The organism is Bartonella sp. LJL80, assembly GCF_054871565.1.
This window is the reverse complement of sequence record NZ_JBTXLM010000009.1, coordinates 85077-107707: the sequence shown is the minus strand read 5'-3', so window position 1 is coordinate 107707 and position 22631 is coordinate 85077. Positions and strand designations below refer to the sequence as shown.

18 protein-coding genes are annotated in these 22631 nt (G+C 48.8%); 13 read left to right on the top strand and 5 right to left on the bottom strand.

The features are described 5' to 3' along the window. The 3 genes from ACYSNS_RS12890 to ilvN all read left to right on the top strand — a co-directional run. Nucleotides 1-581: autotransporter outer membrane beta-barrel domain-containing protein (locus tag ACYSNS_RS12890; RefSeq protein ID WP_461723570.1), on the top strand; the 581-nt coding region annotated here is incomplete at its 5' end. 283 nt (nucleotides 582-864) lie between these two features. Beyond that, nucleotides 865-2664 (top strand): acetolactate synthase 3 large subunit, encoded by a 1800-nt coding sequence (locus ACYSNS_RS12885; RefSeq protein WP_461723569.1) that lies wholly within the window; start codon nucleotides 865-867, stop codon nucleotides 2662-2664. A gap of 12 nt (nucleotides 2665-2676) precedes the next feature. Then, entirely contained in the window at nucleotides 2677-3249 is a 573-nt protein-coding gene (gene ilvN, locus ACYSNS_RS12880; protein ID WP_461723576.1) for an acetolactate synthase small subunit, read from the top strand. 227 nt (nucleotides 3250-3476) lie between these two features. On the opposite strand, the gene ACYSNS_RS12875 is transcribed toward ilvN, so the two are convergent. Next, nucleotides 3477-4547, bottom strand: a complete 1071-nt coding sequence (locus tag ACYSNS_RS12875) for an NAD(P)H-dependent flavin oxidoreductase (protein WP_461723568.1) — start codon at nucleotides 4545-4547, stop codon at nucleotides 3477-3479. Between the two features lie 87 nt (nucleotides 4548-4634). Between ACYSNS_RS12875 and ACYSNS_RS12870 the strand changes: the two genes are divergently transcribed. After that, a complete protein-coding gene (locus ACYSNS_RS12870; protein ID WP_461723567.1) occupies nucleotides 4635-5756 on the top strand; it encodes an ATP-dependent DNA helicase in 1122 nt (373 codons plus the stop codon). A gap of 79 nt (nucleotides 5757-5835) precedes the next feature. Continuing rightward, the gene (locus ACYSNS_RS12865; RefSeq protein WP_461723566.1) at nucleotides 5836-6603 is read left to right on the top strand and encodes a glucose 1-dehydrogenase; all 768 of its coding nucleotides are present in this window, start codon (nucleotides 5836-5838) and stop codon (nucleotides 6601-6603) included. 167 nt (nucleotides 6604-6770) lie between these two features. Here the strand turns inward: ACYSNS_RS12865 and gltA are convergent, their stop codons facing one another. Both gltA and gltX (ACYSNS_RS12855) read right to left on the bottom strand, forming a co-directional pair. After that, nucleotides 6771-8063, bottom strand: a complete 1293-nt coding sequence (gltA, locus tag ACYSNS_RS12860; RefSeq protein ID WP_461723565.1) for a citrate synthase — start codon at nucleotides 8061-8063, stop codon at nucleotides 6771-6773. Nucleotides 8064-8386: 323 nt separating this feature from the next. Next, nucleotides 8387-9808 (bottom strand): glutamate--tRNA ligase, encoded by a 1422-nt coding sequence (gene gltX, locus ACYSNS_RS12855; RefSeq protein ID WP_461723564.1) that lies wholly within the window; start codon nucleotides 9806-9808, stop codon nucleotides 8387-8389. Nucleotides 9809-9931: 123 nt separating this feature from the next. Here gltX (ACYSNS_RS12855) and ACYSNS_RS12850 point away from each other — a divergent pair, with 123 nt between their 5' ends. Continuing rightward, nucleotides 9932-12205, top strand: a complete 2274-nt coding sequence (locus ACYSNS_RS12850; protein ID WP_461723563.1) for a ComEC/Rec2 family competence protein — start codon at nucleotides 9932-9934, stop codon at nucleotides 12203-12205. A 601-nt stretch (nucleotides 12206-12806) separates the two neighbouring features. Here the strand turns inward: ACYSNS_RS12850 and bfr are convergent. Both bfr and ACYSNS_RS12840 read right to left on the bottom strand, forming a co-directional pair. Beyond that, entirely contained in the window at nucleotides 12807-13298 is a 492-nt protein-coding gene (bfr, locus tag ACYSNS_RS12845) for a bacterioferritin (protein ID WP_461723562.1), read from the bottom strand. Further along, nucleotides 13264-13578 (bottom strand): (2Fe-2S)-binding protein, encoded by a 315-nt coding sequence (locus ACYSNS_RS12840; protein ID WP_461723561.1) that lies wholly within the window; start codon nucleotides 13576-13578, stop codon nucleotides 13264-13266. Before ACYSNS_RS12840 ends, bfr begins: the two co-directional genes overlap by 35 nt. 230 nt (nucleotides 13579-13808) lie before the next feature. Between ACYSNS_RS12840 and rpiA the strand changes: the two genes are divergently transcribed. The 7 genes from rpiA (at nucleotide 13809) to gltX (ACYSNS_RS12805) (ending at nucleotide 21884) form a co-directional block, all read left to right on the top strand. Next, nucleotides 13809-14513, top strand: coding sequence for a ribose-5-phosphate isomerase RpiA (gene rpiA / locus ACYSNS_RS12835; RefSeq protein WP_461723560.1), 705 nt, complete (start codon nucleotides 13809-13811; stop codon nucleotides 14511-14513). Between the two features lie 114 nt (nucleotides 14514-14627). Then, a complete protein-coding gene (locus ACYSNS_RS12830) occupies nucleotides 14628-15209 on the top strand; it encodes a DUF2059 domain-containing protein (protein ID WP_461723559.1) in 582 nt (193 codons plus the stop codon). A gap of 183 nt (nucleotides 15210-15392) precedes the next feature. Continuing rightward, nucleotides 15393-16781: a glutathione-disulfide reductase gene (gene gor / locus ACYSNS_RS12825; RefSeq protein ID WP_461723558.1), complete on the top strand. Its 1389-nt coding sequence runs from the start codon at nucleotides 15393-15395 to the stop codon at nucleotides 16779-16781. A gap of 217 nt (nucleotides 16782-16998) precedes the next feature. Then, a complete protein-coding gene (locus ACYSNS_RS12820; RefSeq protein WP_461723557.1) occupies nucleotides 16999-18378 on the top strand; it encodes a class II 3-deoxy-7-phosphoheptulonate synthase in 1380 nt (459 codons plus the stop codon). Nucleotides 18379-18426: 48 nt separating this feature from the next. Then, nucleotides 18427-18780: a diacylglycerol kinase gene (locus ACYSNS_RS12815; RefSeq protein WP_461723556.1), complete on the top strand. Its 354-nt coding sequence runs from the start codon at nucleotides 18427-18429 to the stop codon at nucleotides 18778-18780. A gap of 44 nt (nucleotides 18781-18824) precedes the next feature. Next, nucleotides 18825-20501 (top strand): NAD+ synthase, encoded by a 1677-nt coding sequence (locus tag ACYSNS_RS12810; RefSeq protein WP_461723555.1) that lies wholly within the window; start codon nucleotides 18825-18827, stop codon nucleotides 20499-20501. A 12-nt stretch (nucleotides 20502-20513) separates the two neighbouring features. Then, a complete protein-coding gene (gene gltX / locus ACYSNS_RS12805) occupies nucleotides 20514-21884 on the top strand; it encodes a glutamate--tRNA ligase (RefSeq protein ID WP_461723554.1) in 1371 nt (456 codons plus the stop codon). Nucleotides 21885-22631 lie beyond the last annotated feature (747 nt).

Here is a 22631-nt window from a genome sequence, read left to right as displayed (position 1 = left end):
GTGCCAATGATGTCTATGTTGACGGTGTGGCGCAGGTCATGTGGTATGATACGGATATCAAGTCGGATTGGTTAAACCGTCGTGATCTCGTCAATGGCAATGATGGCATGGGCTATGCGGTATCGGTTGAGGCGGGCAGGAAGATTGCCCTCAACCAGGAATGGACGATGACACCGCAAGCACAGCTTTCCTATAATGCGGTGGATTTTGACAGTTTCCGTGATGCGTATGATGTGCATGTCAGTCGGGAAGATGGTGATGCGCTGACGGGTCGTTTGGGGCTTGCATTCAACCGGGAGAAGGCATGGAAGTCTGAAGCGGGGGATACACGCCGTTTGAAGACCTATGGCATTGGCAATCTTTACTATGAGTTCCTGAATGGAACGGAGGTCTCGGTCACGAATGTTGACTTCCGCAATCGCTCGGATCGTTTCTGGGGCGGGCTTGGCACGGGTGTTTCCTACAATTGGCAGGATGATGCCTATTCGATCTATGGCGAGGTTGATGGCCGCACCTCGTTCTCCGACTTTGGTGATAGCTACTCGCTCAATGGAACAGTGGGATTCAAGGCTAAGTTTTAACTGCAAAAGTACACTTGAAAAAGGCGGCGATCTATCTTGATAGCGTTGCGACCTGCAATTGTAATCTTAGATTGCTTCATACTTGCATACAGTGTTGAAACTTTTGCATTGACGAATGCAAATCTGCATAATAATGTTTCGTCTATGGAAAAGATTATTCTAGTAGTACGAACGCGCATGGGGCAGGTGGTGTAACCATCCGGCTTTAGCCTCCCATGCGCAAAACAGGCTCCCTCGGGGGCCTTTTTTATTATCTTTTTGAATGAGTGGACGAGTAGGAAAAATGACAGAGCATCCAAAATCACGAGACAATGCTGACGGGAAAACAATGTCTGGCGCCGAAATGGTCGTGCAAGCCCTTATTGATCAGGGTGTTGAAAACATTTTTGGCTATCCGGGTGGTGCTGTCCTACCTATCTTCGACGAAATTTATCAACAAGACTCCTTTCGTAATATTCTTGTGCGCCATGAACAGGCAGGCGGCCATGCAGCGGAAGGCTACGCGCGTAGTACCGGAAAAGTCGGTGTCATGCTTGTGACATCAGGGCCGGGTGCGACAAACGCTGTCACGCCGTTGCAGGATGCTTTGATGGATTCCATTCCCCTTGTATGTCTTTCCGGACAGGTGCCGACCACTCTAATCGGTACGGATGGCTTTCAGGAGGCAGACACTGTTGGCATAACGCGTCCATGCACGAAGCACAATTGGCTTGTGAAAGATGTCAATGATTTGTCCCGTATCATTCATGAGGCTTTCCATGTTGCTCAGACAGGACGTCCCGGTCCGGTTTTGGTGGATATTCCAAAAGATGTTCAGTTTGCATCCGGTGTCTATACTGCGCCGAAGTCGATGCCCCGCACGAGCTATCGCCCGCAAGTGGAGGGCGATATGAAAGCCATTGAATATGCGGTTTCCATGCTGGCCGAGGCCAAAAAACCAGTCATTTATTCCGGTGGCGGCGTCATATCTTCCGGCCCTGAAGCCGTCCGGCTTTTGCGTGAATTGGTTGAGTTGGGTGACTTCCCCATCACATCCACTTTGATGGGGCTGGGGGCGTATCCGGCTTCTGGAAAAAACTGGCTCGGTATGTTGGGCATGCACGGTACTTATGAAGCCAATATGACCATGCATGATTGCGATGTTATGCTGGCGATCGGTGCGCGTTTTGATGACCGTATTACCGGGCGTCTGGATGCCTTTTCACCGAATGCACGTATTATCCATATTGATATTGATCCATCATCTATCAATAAAACAGTGCATGTCGATGTCCCCATTGTTGGCGATGTTGCCCACGTGCTTGAAAATATGACGCGGCGCCTGCGTGCGGTAAAGCCGAAGCCGGATGCTGCAATACGTGGCGAATGGTGGGCGCAGATCGACCGTTGGCGGGCGCGCAAATCCCTATCCTATTCGCAGAAAAAAGACGTTATCATGCCGCAATATGCCATTGAACGTTTGTATGCGCTGACGAAGGATAAGAACGCCTATATCACCACAGAAGTAGGCCAGCATCAGATGTGGACGGCACAATATTATGGTTTTGATGAGCCCAATCATTGGATGACATCCGGCGGGCTTGGCACAATGGGGTATGGTTTTCCTTCCGCCATAGGTGTCCAGATTGCCAAACCGGACGATCTGGTTATTTGTGTTGCGGGCGATGCCTCCATACAAATGAACATTCAGGAATTGGCAACTGCAATCCAACACAATGCGCCGGTCAAAGTTTTCATTCTCAACAATCAATATATGGGAATGGTGCGCCAGTGGCAGCAATTGCTCCATGGCAATCGCCTGTCGCACTCTTACACCGAGGCGATGCCGGATTTTGTGAAACTGGCAGAAGCCTATGGCGCGGCGGGAATTCGTTGCTCGAAACCCCAAGAGTTGGATGCGGCAATAATTGAAATGATCAATTGTGACAAGCCGGTATTGTTTGATTGCCGTGTGGTTAATCTGGAAAACTGTTTCCCGATGATCCCGTCTGGTCGTGCGCACAACGATATGCTTTTGCCTGATGAAGCAAATGACGAAGCTGTTGCAAATGCCATTGATGCCAAGGGCCGTTCGCTCGTATAAGGAATTAAGATGATGAATGCACAAAATCTAAGTTTCGGCTCTGCCTATTTTATCGAGCCAGATAATGATCCTACAGAAACACATATGCTCGCCGTTTTGGTCGATAATGAACCGGGGGTTTTGGCCCGCGTCATCGGTCTGTTTTCGGGAAGAGGGTACAATATTGAAAGTTTGACCGTTTCCGAAACGGAACATGAGCAACATCTATCTCGCATAACCGTGGTTACGCGTGCCACTCCGCAGGTTATCAACCAGATCCGCCATCAGCTAGAGCGTATTGTGCCTGTCCATCGGGTGGTTGACCTGACCATCAGAGCAAAGGAATTGGGTCAGGATAGCCCGATTGAACGGGAATTAGCCCTGATAAAGGTAGCAGGTGAAGGGGCAGACCGCATTGAGGCCCTGCGGCTTGCCGAGGCATTTCACGCCAAGGTAATTGATGCTACGGTTGAGCATTTCATTTTTGAAATCACCGGAAAAACCTCAAAGGTCGATCAGTTTGTCAACATTATGCGTCCTTTGGGCTTGATAGAGATTTGTCGCACCGGCGTTTCTGCAATGAATCGCGGGCCCGACGGTATGTAGGAACGAGAAGCACCGCACGGACAGAAAAAGGCTTCAGCGTATTTGACTGAGGCCTTTTTCATCATTAGTGGTTCTCACACGCAGGTGCATAGGGCGTTCAGAAAAACGGGCACCACATCCGCCGGTAGATCAGACCGAGCGCGTGTTTTCCCAATCCGGCTTTCTATCGGATAACGACACGCGTTAAAACAACAGGCTACAGCTTTTGATCCGAGCTTACTATAACGCTACACGCATTGCTCAGCGCGATACTCTACCTTGAGACATTTGACGAGGCTTGCTGCAGACATCGGACGCGCGAAAGGTGCGCCTTCGCCTGCCCAATATGCACCATAACCATAATCGGAATTTTGAATCGCTATTGCGTGTAATTGTTTTGCCGCATCATAGGCATATGGGTAGGGGGCAACATCTGCATCGCCAATATCAGAGGTGAATTCGGTAAACTTGTTTGTTAAAGCACGGGCGGGCCGCCCGGAAAAAGCCCTCGTCATGACGGTGTGGTCGGCAGATAGAGAAGATAGCGTTTGACGATATCCAATATCGGCTTGCGACTCAGGGCAGCCGATAAATGCTGTCCCCAACTGTGCTGCCGCCGCACCCATCTCAATCACCTTTCTCATGCCGTGACCATCCATAATGCCGCCGGCAGCAATGACCGGTATAGAAAGTTTTTTCGTCAGCAATTTAAGTAACGGTGTCAGCGTCAGTCGTTCATCAGAACCATTCTCATCAAAGATTCCGCGGTGGCCACCAGCTTCATATCCCTGCGCTATGACAGCGTCAAAGCCAGCCTGTTGAATTGCGACGGCTTCTGCCAGACAGGTTGCTGATGCTATCAGGTATATTCCGGCCTGCTGCATCGCGGTGATCGCTGCTTTAGTTGGCAGTCCAAAGTGAAAACTGGCTATGGCAGGCTTTTCTTCCAAAACGACACGCAGTAGCCCGTCATTGTCATAAAAACTCTTGTAGATTTCATGTAAATCCCAAGGGCCATCTGAACGGAATTCCCGAAAAAGTGGCACTAATTTCATAAGCCAATTCTGCATGTCATTCTGTGATAGAACGGTCGGTTGATGGCAGAAGAAATTTATATTGAAAGGCCGGGACGTAAGCGTCTTCAAGGCCTTGATGCTTTTGGATGCATTTTCGGCGGTCGATGCACCAAGCCCGAGTGAACCGATTGCGCCTGCATGACACACCGCGGCGGCCAATTCCGGTGTTGCTACGCCTGCCATGGGTGCTTGTATCAAGGGCAGTTCAAGCTTGAATTTTTCTGAAAACGTCGTTGTCAACATTGTGCATCTCCTCCCGTTCTGTATGACATATTATGTTTACGATGTAAAAAGCTTGCCCTTTTTATCCGAATCCTGTTTTGGTGAATTATGCAGTTTTCACCGGAGCAAGATAAGGCATTAACCGAGGTGGCGACCTGGTTAAAGGGTGGCCGAACGCCTCTATTCCGTCTGTTCGGTTATGCAGGAACCGGTAAAACGACATTGGCACGATATTTTGCCGAAACAGTCGACGGCACGGTGCAATTTGCCGCATTTACCGGCAAGGCTGCTCAAGTGTTGCGCTCTAAAGGTGCCAGCAATGCACGAACGATCCATTCTTTGATTTATCGTCCGCGCGGCGAAGAAGAAGTGGCCGACGAAAATACCGGTAAGACCTCCGTTGCTCCGACATTTTCACTCAATCGACAAAGCCCGGTAGCGCAAGCCAAGCTGATCGTCATTGATGAATGTTCAATGGTGGACGAACAGCTTGGCCGCGATTTGATGAGTTTTGGAACGCCTATCCTTGTTCTGGGGGATCCGGGACAGTTGCCTCCGATTTCTGGTGGCGGTTTCTTCACTGAACATCAACCGGACTTTCTATTGACAGAAATTCATCGCCAAGCGCGCGACAATCCAATCATCCGTTTGGCCATGGATGTCCGCGAAGGACGTGATATTGACTTTGGTGACTATGGATTGGCAAAAGTCATCCCCCGTAAGCAAGTCGATCAACAATTGGTTCTTGATGCCGATCAGGTGCTGCTTGGTATCAATCGTACAAGGCGGCTTTATAACAAGCGCTTGCGAGAACTAAAGGGCTTCACGGCAGATTATCCGCAGGCAGGAGATAAACTCGTGTGCCTGCGCAATGACCCGGCCAAAGGATTGTTGAATGGTTCTTTGTGGAAAGTCATGACCTCTTCCAAGGAAACTGTAAAGCCCGGCATCAACCTGTTGGTTACGCCCGAAGATGACGACCGCGGTGTTGCCAAAATCAAATTGCTGAAGGCAGCATTTGAAGATCCTGAGAGTGAAATCTCATGGCAATTGAAGAAACGCTACGATGACTTCGATTACGGCTATGCGTTGACAGTGCATAAAGCGCAGGGGTCGCAATGGGATAATGTGGTCTTGTTTGATGAAAGTTTCGCATTCCGCGATACCCGTGAACGTTGGCTTTATACAGCCATCACACGTGCTGCCAAAAGCTTGACCATCGTCCGTTAGAAACCGCCTTGATAGGCACGTTCTCGCCACAAAGTTGATATCAACTCATCCTATCATCAAGCTATGAAGGGAGATTATCATGCGCGTGAAAAATAAAGTTGCCATCGTTACTGGCGGTGCAAAGGGATTGGGTGCGGCAACCGCTAAGCTTCTCGCAAAAGAAGGCGCATCTGTCGTTCTGACAGATATGGATGAAACATCCGGCAAAGCGGTTGAAAGCGATATTACGAAAACCGGTGGACGCGCGAAGTTCATGCCGCAGGATGTGACGGATGAAAAGCGTTGGCGCGAAGTCGTTGATGAAACGGTGAAATTGTTTGGCCGATTGGACATTTTGATCAACAATGCCGGCGTCGGCCACTCGGCTTCAGCCGAAGATGAAACGTTGGAGAAATGGCGTTTTCTGCAGTCGGTCAATCTGGATGCGGTGTTTTTGGGAACACGTGAAGCTATCCGCGTGATGAAAGATCACAAGAGCGGTTCAATCATCAATCTATCCTCTATCGAGGGACTTGTCGGTGATCCATCGCTTGCGGCTTACAACGCCAGCAAAGGCGGGGTGCGCCTGTTTACGAAGTCGGCAGCGTTACACTGTGCCAAATCGGGTTATAATATTCGGGTCAATTCGGTTCACCCTGGCTATATCTGGACGCCGATGGTTGAAGAAAGCGCCAAGGAAGCCGGAAATGTCGAAGAGCGGAAGGCACAATTGACTGCGCTTCATCCCATTGGAAAACTCGGTGTACCCGACGATATTGCCTATGGCATTCTCTATCTGGCTTCCGACGAGTCCGCTTTTATGACAGGCAGTGAATTGGTCATAGATGGCGGTTATACGGCGCAGTGAAGGGTTCTGTGTGTACCAGATATCTGGCCGTAGTGATGGCGACACCGCATTTTTTGCGCCTTGAACATTGATAGCGTCTTTTGATAGCCTATAGATAACTGGAAATAAAAAAGCGTATTGCACATTTCAATCATCGTGCAATACGCTTTGTTTTTTTGCAAAGGTGCTTACTTGCGGTCGTCAACCGGCACGTAATTGCGTGGGCCAGCACCTGTATAAAGCTGACGCGGACGACCGATTTTCTGTGCCGGATCCTCGATCATTTCTTTCCACTGGGCAACCCAGCCAACGCTACGGGCCAAGGCAAATAGCACTGTGAACATTTCGGTGGGGAAACCCAGAGCTTTCAAAGTGATACCGGAATAGAAATCAACATTGGGGTAAAGCTTCTTCTCGATGAAATATTCATCATGAAGCGCGATATGTTCAAGCTCCATGGCAATATCAAGAAGTGGATCATCCTTAATGCCCAATTCGTTCAATACTTCATGGCAAGTTTGTTGCATGATTTTGGCGCGCGGATCATAGTTTTTATAAACGCGGTGGCCAAAGCCCATAAGACGGAATGGGTCGTTTTTGTCTTTTGCGCGAGCGACAAATTCCGGAATATTTTCAACCGAACCGATTTCTTGCAACATTTTCAAGCAGGCTTCATTGGCGCCACCATGGGCAGGGCCCCAAAGACAGGCAACACCAGCTGCAATACAAGCAAATGGATTTGCACCCGAGGAACCGGCGAGACGTACGGTCGAGGTGGAGGCGTTCTGTTCGTGATCCGCATGAAGTGTAAAAATTCTATCCATGGCGCGGGCCAGAATTGGATTAACCTTATACTCCTCACAAGGAACAGCAAAGCACATATGAAGGAAGTTCGCGGCATAGCTGAGGTCGTTGCGTGGATACACGAATGGCTGACCGATGGAATATTTATGCGCCATAGCGGCCAAAGTCGGAACTTTGGAGATCAACCGGATCGAAGCCACCATCCGTTGACGTGGGTCAGTGATATCGATGGAATCGTGATAGAAGGCGGACATAGCGCCCAAACATGCGACCATCACGGCCATCGGGTGCGAATCGCGGCGGAAACCATGGAAGAATCTGGAAAATTGCTCGTGCACCATTGTGTGCTGCATGACGGTGCGGTCGAAATCGGCTTTTTGCTTCTTGGTTGGAAGTTCACCATAAAGCAGCAAGTAGCAGCTTTCTAGGAAATCGCCCTTTTCTGCCAATTCATCAATGGAATATCCGCGATAGAGAAGCACACCAGCGTCGCCATCAATATAGGTTATCTTGGATTCGCATGATGCTGTTGAGGTGAAGCCGGGATCATAGGTAAATGTGCCGGTCTCTTTATAGAGTGGCGCAATTTCGATAACATCGGGGCCGATTGTACCTTTACGTACGGGCAGCTCGATGCTTTTTCCTTCGACTGTAATGTTGGCTTTATTATCAGACATGAATTTTCCTTTCAGATCCTCCGCCCCGTCCCAGACGGGGCACCGCTTTTTGCTGACAGGCATGAACGCGGTCTCAACTCGATTGCCTGTGATGCGCTTAAACCTACCCGAAAAGACGGCGCATGCAATCGCAAAAAGCTATCTTTTTGTTTAGAAATGTCACTCTTGTGTGATTTTCCGTGATTAGCGCGGCCTGTAGGCAACCGCATAACGCCAAATCATCTTGGACAAAAGCGCAACGCATTAAAAAACTGCTGACGATGTGTATCGTCAGCAGTCCTATGCAATAGTCGGATTATGCTAGGCAAAGCCGGCTTAATCCATCAGACGATCTGATCATGGATGCGCGCAAGCGATTCATCGCGCCCCAACACAACCAATACGTCAAATACGCCGGGTGATGTTGCCCGGCCGGTCAATGCCGCTCTGATTGGTTGAGCGACTTTACCCAGTTTCAAGCCAGCAGTTTCAGCATGTTGCCGGATTGCTGCGTCAAGCTTTTCACCGTTCCAGTCACCACAGGCTTCAAGAACCGGATAAACAGCTTTCAATATTGCTCTACCTTCCTCATCCAGAAGTGTTGAGGCTTTTTCATCAAGCGGCAGAGGCCGTTCAACAAAAATGAAAGACGCACTGTCAATCAATTCGACGAGTGTTTTTGCACGTTCCTTTAAACCGGGCATAGCAGCCTTGAATTGTGCTTTGTTTGCATCATTCAGCTTCGACGCTAATGCCGGGCCACCATCAATTTCAGGCAAAATTGAAAGAGCCGCTTCAAGCAGCGCTTCGTCGTCGCTCATACGCATATATTGACCGTTTATCGCTTCGAGTTTTTTAAAATCGAAACGTGCAGCGCCCTTATTGATATCATCAATATCAAACCAGCCGATCATCTCTTCGGTCGACATAATCTCATCGTCCCCATGGCTCCAACCAAGGCGAACGAGGTAATTTCTGAGCGCAACTGGCAGGTAACCCATTGCGCGATAAGCTTCGACCCCAAGTGCACCGTGACGTTTTGATAATTTCGCCCCGTCTGCACCGTGGATAAGCGGGATATGCGCCATGACCGGAACGTCCCATCCCATTGCGTTAAAAATGATGGTCTGGCGTGCTGCATTGGTCAGGTGGTCGTCGCCGCGGATAATATGGGTTACGCCCATATCGTGGTCATCAACCACCACTGCATGCATATAGGTTGGCGTACCATCCGATCGAAGAATGATAAAATCGTCCAAATCTTTATTGGGAAACCGAACATCCCCTTGCACGCGGTCGCGTACAATGGTCTCGCCTTCAAGCGGTGCTTTGATTCTGATGACTGGCTTTACCCCTTCGGGGGAATCGGATGGCGCACGGTTACGCCATGTTCCATCATAACGCGGTGGTTTGCCTTCCGCACGCGCTTTTTCCCGCATGTCCGCAAGCTCTTGCGGGGAGGCGTAGCAATAATAGGCTTTGCCATCTTTCACCAATTGTTCGGCGACTTCACGATGTCTATCAACGCGTGAAAATTGCGAAATCGGTTCACCATCCCATTGCAGTCCAAGCCAATCGAGTCCCTCAATAATTGCTTTAACGGCTGCGTCGGTGGATCTTTCCCTATCGGTATCCTCAATACGCAACAACATCTTACCCCCCATATGCTTGGCATAAAGCCAATTAAATAGGGCAGTTCGCGCACCGCCAATATGCAGGAAACCAGTGGGTGAGGGGGCAAAACGGGTAACAACGGGCGTGGACATGATGTCTCCAGATGATAGCGAATATTTCATTGTCAGTTTGGTAATGAACCATGTAGCATAGAGTCAGGGGCATGCAACAGTCACGCTGAAGGGAGTGGCGGGATAATAAAGCATCGAAATGCATTGGGTGATAAAACCGGCTCATTCCAGCCAACTGAAGCAAAGTCGCAAAAGCAAATTGATAGGTTGGCCAAACGGCATGTTGTGAGCCAGCCCGACGATGCGGCATTTGTTTGGCAGAATAAGTCTGTTGCCGAGAAGGTAAGCCACAAATCGGGCGCGGCCAAGCGTTGGCTGCAGGGGTGTGTCGCGCGTGAAATTGCGCAAGGAAGCCTCTTTCTTTTTATTCCCGTATTTATGGCGGCAGGCGCAATCATGTATTTTTCTTGCGCTGAAGAACCCAACGGTTTGCACCTTGCCGGTTGGACACTGATCATAGCGGCATTGCACTACCTTAGCCGGCATTTCCGCGCGCTTTGGTATGGGGTGGCCGTTATTCTTTGTATTTTTTTGGGGGCTCTCTCGGCAAAGATAGAAACGTGGCGTATGGCAACGCCGATGTTGGGGGCAGATGTTTCGACAAGGCTCAAAGGGCGTGTGGTTTCATACGAAACCATGGAAAATGGCCGCTCGCGTCTGCTCGTTGATGTGGTTGAAACCAAAAATCCGGTTTTGCGGCATGGCCCGCAGAGGGTCAAGCTTTCGGCCCGTTCCATTCCGGCAGATTTGAAGCCGGGTGACGGCGTCTTCGGGCTCGTTCGTTTGCGGGCTGCATCGGGGCCAGTCCGACCCGGAAGTTACGATTTCGGATTTTACAGTTACTTCCAGTCCGTCGGCGCACAAGGTTTTGTTTTGGGCAAGCTTGAACAGGTTGACGTCGCAGCACCGACCGGGATTGCTGAAAGGCTTTCTTTGCAAGTTGCCCTTTTGCGTATGCATATGACGAAAAGAATCACACAGGCAATTGACGGTGAAGCAGGCAGTGTTGCTGCCGCACTCATCACGGGTCAACGCGGCGGCATTTCCGAGACAACCAACAATGCTTTGCGGATATCTGGTTTGGCCCATATTCTATCAATCTCTGGCCTCCATATGGCAATGGTCAGTGGCATGGTGCTGGTTATCGTGCGAACGGCTTTGGCTTTATTTCCGGTATTTTCATCACGCTATCCGTCGAAGAAAATTGCGGCTGCAATCGCTTTGTTCGTCGCGGCCTTCTATCTCATGCTATCAGGCGCCGACGTTGCTGCTCAACGCAGCTTTGTCATGGTAGCTGTTATGCTTTTAGCTGTTTTGTGCGATAGGTCTGCCATTACATTGCGTAATCTGGCAATCGCTGCATTGATCACCCTCGTTGTTGTGCCACATGAAATACTTGGCCCAAGCTTCCAGATGTCATTTTCTGCGACAGCCGCTCTTGTGGCTGCGTTCGGCTGGTGGAGCAAAAGGCGTGTTCGAGAGCAAACAACACCGAAATTCGTCGGTGGCGGTATTATTCGCCTTTGCCTTTTTCCTTTGATATCAACTGCAGTTGCCTCTTTGGTGGCTGGTGTTGCAAGTGGCCTTTATGCATCATACCATTTTTCGAACGCTGCGCCTTTGGGCATCATCAGCAATGCCTTGGCTTTTCCCGTCATGTCTTTTGCTGTTATGCCGTTTGCGCTGCTTGCGGCTATCGTCATGCCCTTGGGGCTGGAATGGTACCCGCTGCAAATTATGGGAATGGGTGTCAATCTCGTTGAAAAGATCGCTTATGGCGTCACGGCTATCTCACCTGATGTCAATCCTGGTTTGATTCCTGCATCTGCGTTGATCGCTTTTACCGCAGGGCTTATTCTTCTTCTTTTTCTGAAAACCAGTGTCCGCTTTGTTTCGATTGTGTTCTTTGCAATTGGAATTGTTCTCTGTTTCTATCGCACCACACCGGTTGTTCTTGTTTCTGAGGATGCGCGCATCGTCGGCCTCATCGAAGATCGGACGCTCTTTATTAATCGAGAGCGGGCTTCACAATTCACTTTGGGGGTGTGGATGCGTTCTTATAACCTGCAGGATAAAATCGGGCCAGTTGAGGGAGAATTGGCCGCGGGCGCACAGTTTACCTGTAAAGATGACATCTGTTCAGCGCAGACCCGCACGGGCCTGAGTGTGGCTGTTGTACAAAAGCAGAATGCATCGCTCGCGGCGTGCCCTACGGCAAACATCATTATCGTAGCAAGCGCATCACGACTGGAAAATTGTGGTGCTGACGTTCGTCAGCTCATAACGCGCCAGCAATTGGCTCTCTACGGAAGCATGGTTTTAACAGATGATGGCAGGCTTATCTCATCTTTATCGGGTGACACACGCCCATGGAATGAATATCGAAAATATTCACGGGCTGCGCGGGGATTGGATTGATACAGCATGTCTCGCAAAAGTGTTTACGGTTTTGCGACAAAGACATGCGGTTGGAAAAACAGATGTCTCGCAAAAGTGTTTACGGTTTTGCGGCAAAGACATGCGGTTGGAAAAACAGATGTCTCGCAAAAGTGTTTACGGTTTTGCGACGAAGACATGCGGTTGGAAAGACAGATGTCTCGCAAAAGTGTTTACGGTTTTGCGACAAAGACATGCGGTTGGAAAAACAGATGGCACAACCGGTGTGATTTTCTGAAGATGAAACAGGATGAGGCGGAAACGTACTATCCAAAGATATTAGAATTCTCGATTAAGCCAAATTGATATAGGCAGGATCTTGATGTTATAGCTCAGAGAGTGCACGGCTCCATTCTGGATAAGTCATAGATTACAATTCTTTATGAGAACATTTTGAATCAATTCATCAAAACAAACAGCAAAGTATCAAATTTATTGTAATCCACACGCCGAGAGAGCGGTTATCAACACAAAGCTAAGCTATCTGGCTTTCCGCTGCGAACACGATTTTCGATTGCTTCAAAAGAAATATCCCGAAAAGCCTAGGCTTTTCGGGATATTCTTGTTCAAAAAGGAAAATAGTTTATTCGGCTTCAGAATCATCGGCTGAACTGGCATTCAACTGACCGTATTTTTCTTCGCCAATTTTGTTGAGAAGCTCAAGCTGCGTTTCAAGAAAATCAATGTGACCTTCTTCATCTTCTAGCAATTCATCAAAAAGCTTCTTGGAAACGTGATCGGATAGTTCGGCACAAAGCTCACGTGAAATGCGGTAAGATTCGCGTGCTTCATATTCACCTGCGAGATCGCACTCCAGAACTTCCTTGATGTTTTGACCAATGCGCAGTGGCGCAAGCGTCTGCATGTTCGGATGGCCTTCAAGAAAGATGATACGCTTAACCAGCTTGTCGGCGTGGCCCATTTCTTCAATGGATTCTTCACGCTCTTTTTTTGCGAGCTTTGTATAGCCCCAATCTTCTGTCAAACGATAATGAAGCCAGTATTGATTGACGGCACCCAGTTCAAGAAACAACGCCTCGTTAAGCCGCTCGATGACCTTTTCGTGACCTTTCATTCTGCCCAATTCTCCTATATTTGGTTCGCAATGCGCGTACACGATCAAGATAGGAGATAATCTCAGCCTCTTCCCGATTATGCCGGCGATGATAATTCTCTGTCACTCGAATGATTGTTTCAAGAACATTCGGGAAACATCCGCAGCATTTGCCACGCTTCTCCATCACCTTATAAATTTTACCGGGAACAATCAATTGCCAACAATCCTCTTCTAACAGAGAATTGATGACGTCTTCGATGTCTGATTGGCTTATAACGTTGCAAGAACATACAATCATGACAAAATCCGAGGAATTGAGTGATTTCTTTCGAAGTTGATTTAAACATGACAAACATATGCAGGTTTTACCAAGAAGGCAAGCTTAAATCATGATTTTTTTTATCAACTATAAAAATCATGTGAAAATCAGCAAAATGCGGCGGATAAGTGCTGCTGTCACTGAGTCTTTGATTGCAATTTCAGCCTCGATCCGTAAAGAAATATGAGAAAGCAAGAAAGCGAGCGGACATGAATGCACTGGAATTAAAGAAAGCAGCGGCTGCAAAAGCGCTTGAATTCGTGCAGGATGGTATGCGTTTGGGCATCGGTACCGGTTCCACCGCGAATGAATTCATCCGCTTGTTGGCAGTGCGTGTTTCAGAAGGCTTGAAAGTGACAGGTGTCGCAACGTCGGAGCGTTCCGAACAGCTTTGTCGGGAACTTGGTGTTCCGGTTGCCAGTCTCGAAGAGTTGCCCGAGCTTGATCTCGATATTGACGGCGCTGATGAAATTGGCCCGCAAATGGCTTTGATCAAAGGTGGGGGCGGGGCCTTGTTGCGCGAGAAAATCGTTGCCGCAGCGTCATCATCCATGCTGGTCATTGCAGATGAAACAAAACTGGTGAAAACACTTGGTGCATTTCCTTTGCCAATCGAGGTTAATCGATTTGGTATCGGTGCGACAAAAGCAGCAATTGAAAAAATGGCGGAAAGGCTTGGTCTTTCTGGTGCTGTCGTGCTTCGTCAAAAGGATGAAAAACCTTTTGTGACAGATGGTGGGCATTACATTCTTGATGCATCTTTTGGCCGTATTTCAAAGCCAGAACAGTTATCTGAAGCTCTGTTTGCGATTCCCGGTGTTGTTGAGCATGGTTTGTTTCTCAATCTTGCTTCACGTTCGGTCATCGCCATGTCGAATGGCGAAATAAAAGTTTTGGAACAGTCGGATATTTAGAGTAAAAGCAGCTTTAGATATTTGGACGTTCACATTGGAATACAGGCCAAATTCAATTGGCCGCATGGAAAACAGGCCGAATTAAGTTGGCCGCAATAATGGAGTAACCACTGAATGAAAACGGCATTTTCCATCCGCCGCCTCGCAGCAACGCTGGGAACAGTTACAATTTTGGGCTTGGGCGTTTACAATGTGCAGGCGCAGGATATCAGCGATGCGCATCTTCAAGCTGCCAGAAAAGCAATTGCAGCCATCCATGCGACCGATCAGTTTGATGATTTTCTGCCAAGCACAGCGCGCGATCTTAAAGATGAATTGATGCGCAAAGACCCTAATCTGGCCAGCGTGATTTCTGATACAGTTGATGAGCAGGCTATGGCTCTGATCAAGCGTCGCGCAGATCTCGAAAAAGAAGCTGCGCGTGCCTATGCCAAGCACTTCTCGCAAGCTGAACTGGATCAGATCGCAGCATTCTATAATTCCGATACGGGTAAAAAGCTCTTGAGCGAAGGTCCTGTGGCTGTTCGCGATATTCTTTCAGCCTATGACGTATGGCGCCAAGGGATTGCTCAGGATCTTGCAACCAATGTTGGCAAGGCAATGTCTGCCAAGCTCGGATCGGCCCAGCCGGCTGCTGCTGTAGCTCCTGGTGCGCCATCTGGTACTGCACCGGTTGCGCCTAAGCCCGCGCAATAAGTCTATTGATCGATTCTAACAGGATGGCGGCGTTTTCGTCGCCATTTTTTATTGCCTGAGATATTAGAAAGTTCCATTGACGACATTTTTATGAAAAATAGCATAAATGGAACATGGATCTTAAATTTGTCATCGACCATACCAATATGAAAAGCCAACGAAATACTACGAAAGGAAAATCCATTGTCATCTTTTGATTTTGATTTGTTTGTCATCGGCGGTGGATCTGGTGGTGTTCGTGCTGCGCGACTGGCTGGTGCCTTGGGTAAAAGGGTTGCGCTTGCAGAAGAATATCGTATGGGCGGGACTTGCGTCATACGCGGCTGTGTGCCCAAAAAGCTTTTTGTTTACGCGTCCCATTACGGACAAGAGTTTCAAGAAAGTGCGGGATTTGGCTGGTCTGTTTCCGATGCGAAATTTGATTGGAAAAAATTGATTGCGGCAAAAAATGCTGAAATCACAAGGCTCGAAGGATTGTACCGCAAAGGGCTTGATAACAACAATGTCCGTATTTTCGAAAGCCGAGCAATATTCGTCGATGCGCACACATTGGAACTGACCGCAACGGGTGAGCGGGTGACTGCGGAAAAAATTCTGATAGCAACTGGCGGCCGTGTTGCCAGCGCTCCTGATATTGCAGGAAATGAATTCTGCATCAGCTCTAATGAAGCCTTTGATCTGGAAAATCTGCCGAAATCGATCGTTATATCTGGCGGCGGCTATATAGCGGTTGAATTTGCCAATATCTTTCATGGGCTTGGTGTCGATACGACACTGGTTTATCGCGGCGATCTTATATTGCGGAAATTCGACTTGGATCTTCGCCATATATTGAATGATGCAATGTTGGAAAAAGGCATCAAGATTATCTATGGCGCAACCATCGCGAAAGTTGATCGGCAGACGGCCGGTCATGCCGTGACTTTATCAAATGGTCAGACATTGCAAGCCGGACAAGTTATGTTGGCGATTGGTCGCACGCCGAATACGGATGGTTTGGCGTTGGATAAAGCTGGTGTAAAATGTGATGACCATGGTGCGATCAGTGTCGATAAATATATGACAACGTCGGTACCGCATATCTGGGCAGTTGGAGATGTGACTGATCGCGTGCAGCTTACACCTGTGGCGATCCATGAAGCGATGTGCTTTATCCAGACAGCATTTCATAACAATCCGGTTGCGCCAGATCACGAGCTTATCGCCACGGCGGTCTTTTCACAGCCGGAAATTGGCACGGTCGGCTTATCTGAAGAAGATGCAGCTAAGCAGTTTAAGCGTGTTGATATCTATCGCGCGCTTTTCCGGCCGATGCGCAACACGATCTCTGGAAGCAGTGAAAAAATGCTCACCAAACTGGTTGTCGATGCAGCAAGCCGCATCGTGGTGGGGGCGCATATTCTCGGGCCGGATGCCGGCGAAATGGCGCAGTTGCTTGGTATTGCTTTAAAGGGCAAGCTGACCAAGGATGTGTTTGACGCCACAATGGCGGTTCACCCGACAGCTGCCGAAGAGTTGGTGACAATGTATCAGCCAAGCTATACTTATGAAAACGGGAAAAAGATTGGCTGATGCAATAGTCCTTTTTTGTCTATGGAAAAAGACGTTCTGCTGCGCTATAAAATCGCTCTGGGCAAGGTCCAGAGCGACTTCTTCAAGCGTTTGATGCTCAGGCGGTCGAGTGAAAGATTGATTATCCAATGGTTGAGCTTTAGGCTTTGTTTGGCCGTGAAAAAAGTATCACCCATGCGCATGATTGCCTGACGGGGCTTTAGAGAGTGAGAGTGTGATGACGAACGAATGGATGCCTGATAGCTGGAGATCGAAGCCGATCAAGCAGGTTCCAACCTATCCCGATTTGGCGGCCGTGGCTGATGTGGAAAGCCGGTTGCGCCGTTATCCGCCTTTGGTATTTGCGGGCGAAGCACGTGATTTGAAGAGCGAATTGGCGGCCGTTGCGGAAGGAAATGCTTTTCTTCTTCAAGGGGGCGATTGCGCAGAAAGCTTCGTTGAACATGAAGCCGATAATATTCGCGACTTTTTTCGTGTCTTTTTACAGATGGCCATCGTTTTAACCTTCGGTGCTTCAAAACCGGTGGTCAAAGTCGGGCGTATAGCCGGGCAATTTGCCAAACCGCGCTCTTCCGATATGGAAACACAAGGTGGTATCGAACTTCCGTCATATCGTGGCGATATCATCAACGGTATTGAGTTCAATGAAGCGTCGCGCATTCCCGATCCTCATCGTATGTCTATGGTTTATAGGCAGTCGGCGGCAACGCTGAACCTGTTGCGCGCTTTTGCGCAGGGTGGGTATGCGAATCTTGAAAATGTGCATAAGTGGATGCTTGGCTTTATCTCCAATAGTCCGCAAGGTGAGCGCTACAACGCTTTGGCCAAGCGGATATCGGAGACAATGGACTTTATGCGGTCCATCGGTATCACTGCCAAGACCAATCCATCCTTGCGTGAAACATCGTTCTATACCAGCCATGAAGCGCTGCTTCTGGGCTATGAGGAAGCCTTGACCCGTATCGATTCGACATCGGGTGATTGGTACGCGACCTCGGGTCATATGCTTTGGATAGGCGATCGCACGAGACAGCCCGATCATGCGCATATTGAATATTGCCGTGGCATCAAAAACCCTATCGGTCTCAAATGTGGGCCTTCGCTTCAGCCAGACGATCTCTTGAACCTGATTGATCTGCTCAATCCGGAAAACGAAGCGGGCAGGCTGACATTGATTGCGCGTTTTGGTTTTGACAAGATTGGCGACCATTTGCCAAAGCTTATTCAGGCTGTTGAAAGGGAAGGGCGCAAAGTTGTCTGGTCATGCGACCCGATGCATGGGAATACAATTACGGCGAACGGTTATAAAACCCGTCCGTTTGACCGGGTATTGAAGGAAGTTGAAAATTTCTTTGCCATCCATCACGCTGAGGGCACCTATCCCGGTGGCATCCATATCGAGATGACTGGCCGTGATGTGACCGAATGCACCGGCGGCGCACACGCAATTTCGGCAGAAGATCTTTCCGACCGTTATCACACGCACTGCGACCCACGCTTGAATGCCGATCAAGCATTGGAGTTGGCTTTCCTTGTGGCGGAGCTTTTGAAAAAAGACCGGGATTCGGATGTCGTCAAAATGGCTGCCAATGGCTAAGGACGAAACAGAAGCCGGTCTTGCCGGCTTCTTTTTTGGATAGAAATCATGCAAAGAGTGTTTCACGCTTTTTTAAACTCGCTTCGGGCACTCAAACATCTTTTGTGTCACGAAAAAGCGGTGCAACAGGAAGCGGTTTTTTTTGTGCTATCCATTCCCGTTGCTTTATTTTTCGCACGAACAGTTGGCGAATTTATTGCACTGGTGGGGTCGGTGCTTTTTGTGATGATTGTCGAGATATTAAACACGGCAATCGAAGCGAGTTGCAATGCGCTTACGCGCGATTTTCGTGATGACATACGGATAGCAAAAGACGCCGGATCACTTGCTGTTTTGCTTTCTATTGTGTTGGCTTTGGCCATATGGGGGTGGATTATCAGCAAAACCCTGTTTTTCTCGTAAGCGAAGACATTGCCAGATGGAAGGCTGCACGCTAAATCAAGATCATGGATAAAAAGCTTATTGATAAAGACTTCAAACTGGCTGTTGCACAGCTTAACCCTGTTGTCGGCGATATCAAAGGAAACTTGGCGCTTGCGTTGAAGGCGCATGAACAAGCGTCCGCTCTCGGTGCCGACCTCGTTTTGTTCACCGAGCTTTTTATCAGCGGTTATCCACCGGAAGACCTCGTGCTCAAGCACGCCTTCACCACAGCCTGCGAAAAGGCTGTACGTGAACTGGCGACTTTGACGGCGCAAGGCGCTGGAATTCTTATCGGCGTACCTTTGCGTCGTAACGGCGCGGTTTATAATGGTGCAATGTTGCTTGATGGCGGAGAGGTTATCGGCGAGTGTTTGAAGCATGATCTGCCTAATTACGGCGAATTTGACGAAAAGCGTGTTTTCAGTGCAGGTCCCAAACCATCGCCTGTCGTCTTTCGCGGTCTATCGCTCGGAATACCTATTTGTGAGGATATCTGGAATGATACGCATATTGCCGCACATCTCGGCAGGCAAGGGGCAGAGATTATCCTTGTTCCGAATGGCTCGCCTTATAGCCGCAGCAAACCAGCGCTAAGGCCGAAAGTTGTCATGACGCAAGTCGCAAATGCGTCTTTGCCAATTGTTTACGCCAATCAAATCGGAGGGCAGGACGAGTTGGTTTTCGATGGTGGGTCGTTTGCCTATCAGGCGGATGGTACGCAAGCGTTTCAGATGAAACATTTTGAAAGCCAATTGGCTATCAGTGACTGGCACAAGACCGATCATCGCTGGCACTGTGTCAGCGGCCCGCAAGAGCGATTGCTGACGGGGTTGGCCGCCGATTATCAGGCCTGTATTTTGGGGTTTGGTGATTATGTCAACAAAAACCGGTTCAAGGATGTTGTACTCGGGCTTTCGGGTGGTATTGATTCTGCCATTTGTGCGGCAATCGCCGTTGATGCATTGGGGGCAGAACGCGTTCGGGCAATCATGCTTCCTTATCGATATACATCGGCTGAATCCTTCAAAGATGCTGAAGATTGCGCGCGTGCGCTTGGTTGTGTGTACGAAACCGTTCCCATCTTCGCGCCGGTAGAAGGTTTTCTCAGCGCTTTGGAAAACCTGTTTGAAGGCACCGATAGCGGCATTACAGAAGAAAACCTGCAAAGCCGTTCACGCGGTACGATCCTGATGGCGATCTCCAACAAGTTTGGGTCCATGGTTGTGACCACGGGGAATAAATCGGAAATGTCGGTCGGCTACGCAACGCTTTATGGCGACATGAATGGCGGTTTTAATCCGATCAAGGATCTCTATAAGATGCAGGTTTATGCGCTTTCAGATTGGCGCAATAAGAACCAGCCCGTAGCTGCACTGGGGCCGGAGGGGATGGTTATTCCCCAAAACATTATAGACAAGGCTCCATCAGCTGAATTGCGGGAAAATCAAAAAGATGAAGACTCGTTGCCGCCTTATCCCGTTTTGGATGATATTCTACAATGTCTTGTCGAAGATGAGATGAGCGTGGAAGACATCGTCAAGCGTGGTCATTCGCGTGAAACGGTGGAACGTATTGAACACTTGCTTTATCTTGCTGAATATAAAAGACGCCAGTCTGCACCTGGTGTTAAAATAAGCCATAAGAATTTCGGCCGTGATCGCCGTTATCCCATTACCAATCGCTTTCGCGATAAGAATTGAGCGTTTTTTAAAATGACAAAAGTCCGTTTTGCCCCATCCCCTACCGGTTACATCCATATTGGCAATACACGCATAGCATTGTTCAATTGGCTTTTCACGCAAGCCAATAAAGGGCAATTTGTCTTGCGCTACGATGACACCGATATTGAGCGCTCAAAGCAGGAATATATCGATGCGATAGCTGTTGATCTTGACTGGCTCGGTATCAAACCCGACGAAATCGACTATCAGTCGAAGCGTTTTGACCGTTATAACGCAGTGGTAGAAGCTTTAAAAACGCAAGGCTTGCTCTACGCATGCTACGAGACAGCAGATGAATTGGACCGCCGCCGCAAGATTCGTCTTTCGCGCAAGTTGCCTCCGGTCTATGGGCGGGAGGCGCTAAAGCTGACAGCAGAAGAAAAAACAGCATTAGAGGCTGAAGGGCGTCAACCCCATTGGCGTTTTCTTCTACCCAATTTTGATACGGACCCCTTTGCAACAACCAGAACCGAAGTGCATTGGGATGATGCTGTGCGCGGCAAGCAGACCATTGATCTTGCATCCATGTCGGATCCTGTTCTCATTCGTGAAGACGGCAGTTTCCTTTACACCTTGCCTTCGGTTGTAGATGATATCGATATGGGGATCACCCATATCATCCGTGGTGATGACCATGTTACCAATACCGGTGTGCAAATCGCTATCTTCGAAGCTCTGGGTGCCAAGGCACCTATTTTTGGCCATATCAACCTTTTAACGACGGTATCTGGCGAAGGACTATCCAAGCGCAAGGGCGATCTTTCTATCCGTTCGTTGCGCGAAGAGGGGTTCGAACCAATGGCGGTATCATCGCTTGCCGTGCTGATTGGAACATCGGAAAATGTGCAGGCTTTTGACACCCAAAAAGCCTTATTGGATCATTTCCAGCTTTCTGCAACATCGAAATCGTCTGCCAAGTTTGATCCGGCAGACCTACTCAATCTTAATCGCCATCTTGTTCACGCCATGGACTTCGATGCTGTATGTGCCCGCCTTGAAGAACTAGGTATAAAAGGTGGAAACGCCGCCGCGTTCTGGGATGTGGTGCGCGGAAACATCGACAAAGTGCGGGACGCAAATGGCTGGTGGGATATCGTTACTGACGATCTTACCTTCAATACTGTGTCGGATGAAGATCGTGATTATGTACACCAGTCAGCCCAATACCTCCCCGATGGTGAATTGAATGAAGATAGTTGGAAGGTATGGACGACAGCTTTAAAAGAAGCAACTGGTCGCAAGGGCAAAACTCTGTTTATGCCACTTCGTCAGGCTTTGACAGGCAAGGATCATGGCCCGGAGATGGCGGGGCTTTTGCCATTGATCGGACGTTCAAAAGTGATCGATCGTTTGCAAGCCTAGAGCACGTTCGGTATTTGATGAACCAAATATGTGCTCTAAGTTTTGGTTTTGCCGCATTTTTTGTCCGATAGGAGTGGGATTAAGAAAACGATCCTGTGATCGTTTCCCCAGGGATGCGCTTCACACTTTTCGGAAAATGCTCTAGAGCGGTTTCTGGTCGATGTGAATTATCAATCGGATAAGATACCGCGACAAATCAAAAGCTTGAGATGCGTGGGCCGGATAGCATCAGGTCGAGCAGCGCTCTGAACGCATATCCGAATTGCAAAAACTATCGTTTAAAGGTCCGTGCATCTGAGGATCTCCCACGATGCATTGACCTTTTTTGCGTCAGTTGTTTCCATGTGACGGGCACACGCCGTCATCCACTCTTTCCACATCATCGCAGTGATTTTATCGAAGGAGTTGTAGGGGATGCTGATGCTGCTCAAGAGCGTTTTTTCACGCTCAATCGTCATGATTGCTGGACAGGGCCATGTTTGAAAATAAGAAGCCATATTGACGGTGTGGCTTTAAAAAAATGGAAGAAAATATAAAAACTGGAATAAACGGGCCTAAGCGCCCGTTCGTTCACGGGCGTGTTTTTATCAACATGAATGCGGGAATATCATCACCAAAACCTACAGGAGCTGGTGGTTCCTTTTCATATCTTTGTCGATCATTGTGTTTCTTGGGTTGCATTGGTTCAGCTGGTATGGCCATTTCGTTCGGTTTTACTACCGGCTCATCCTTATGCACGGGTTTGGT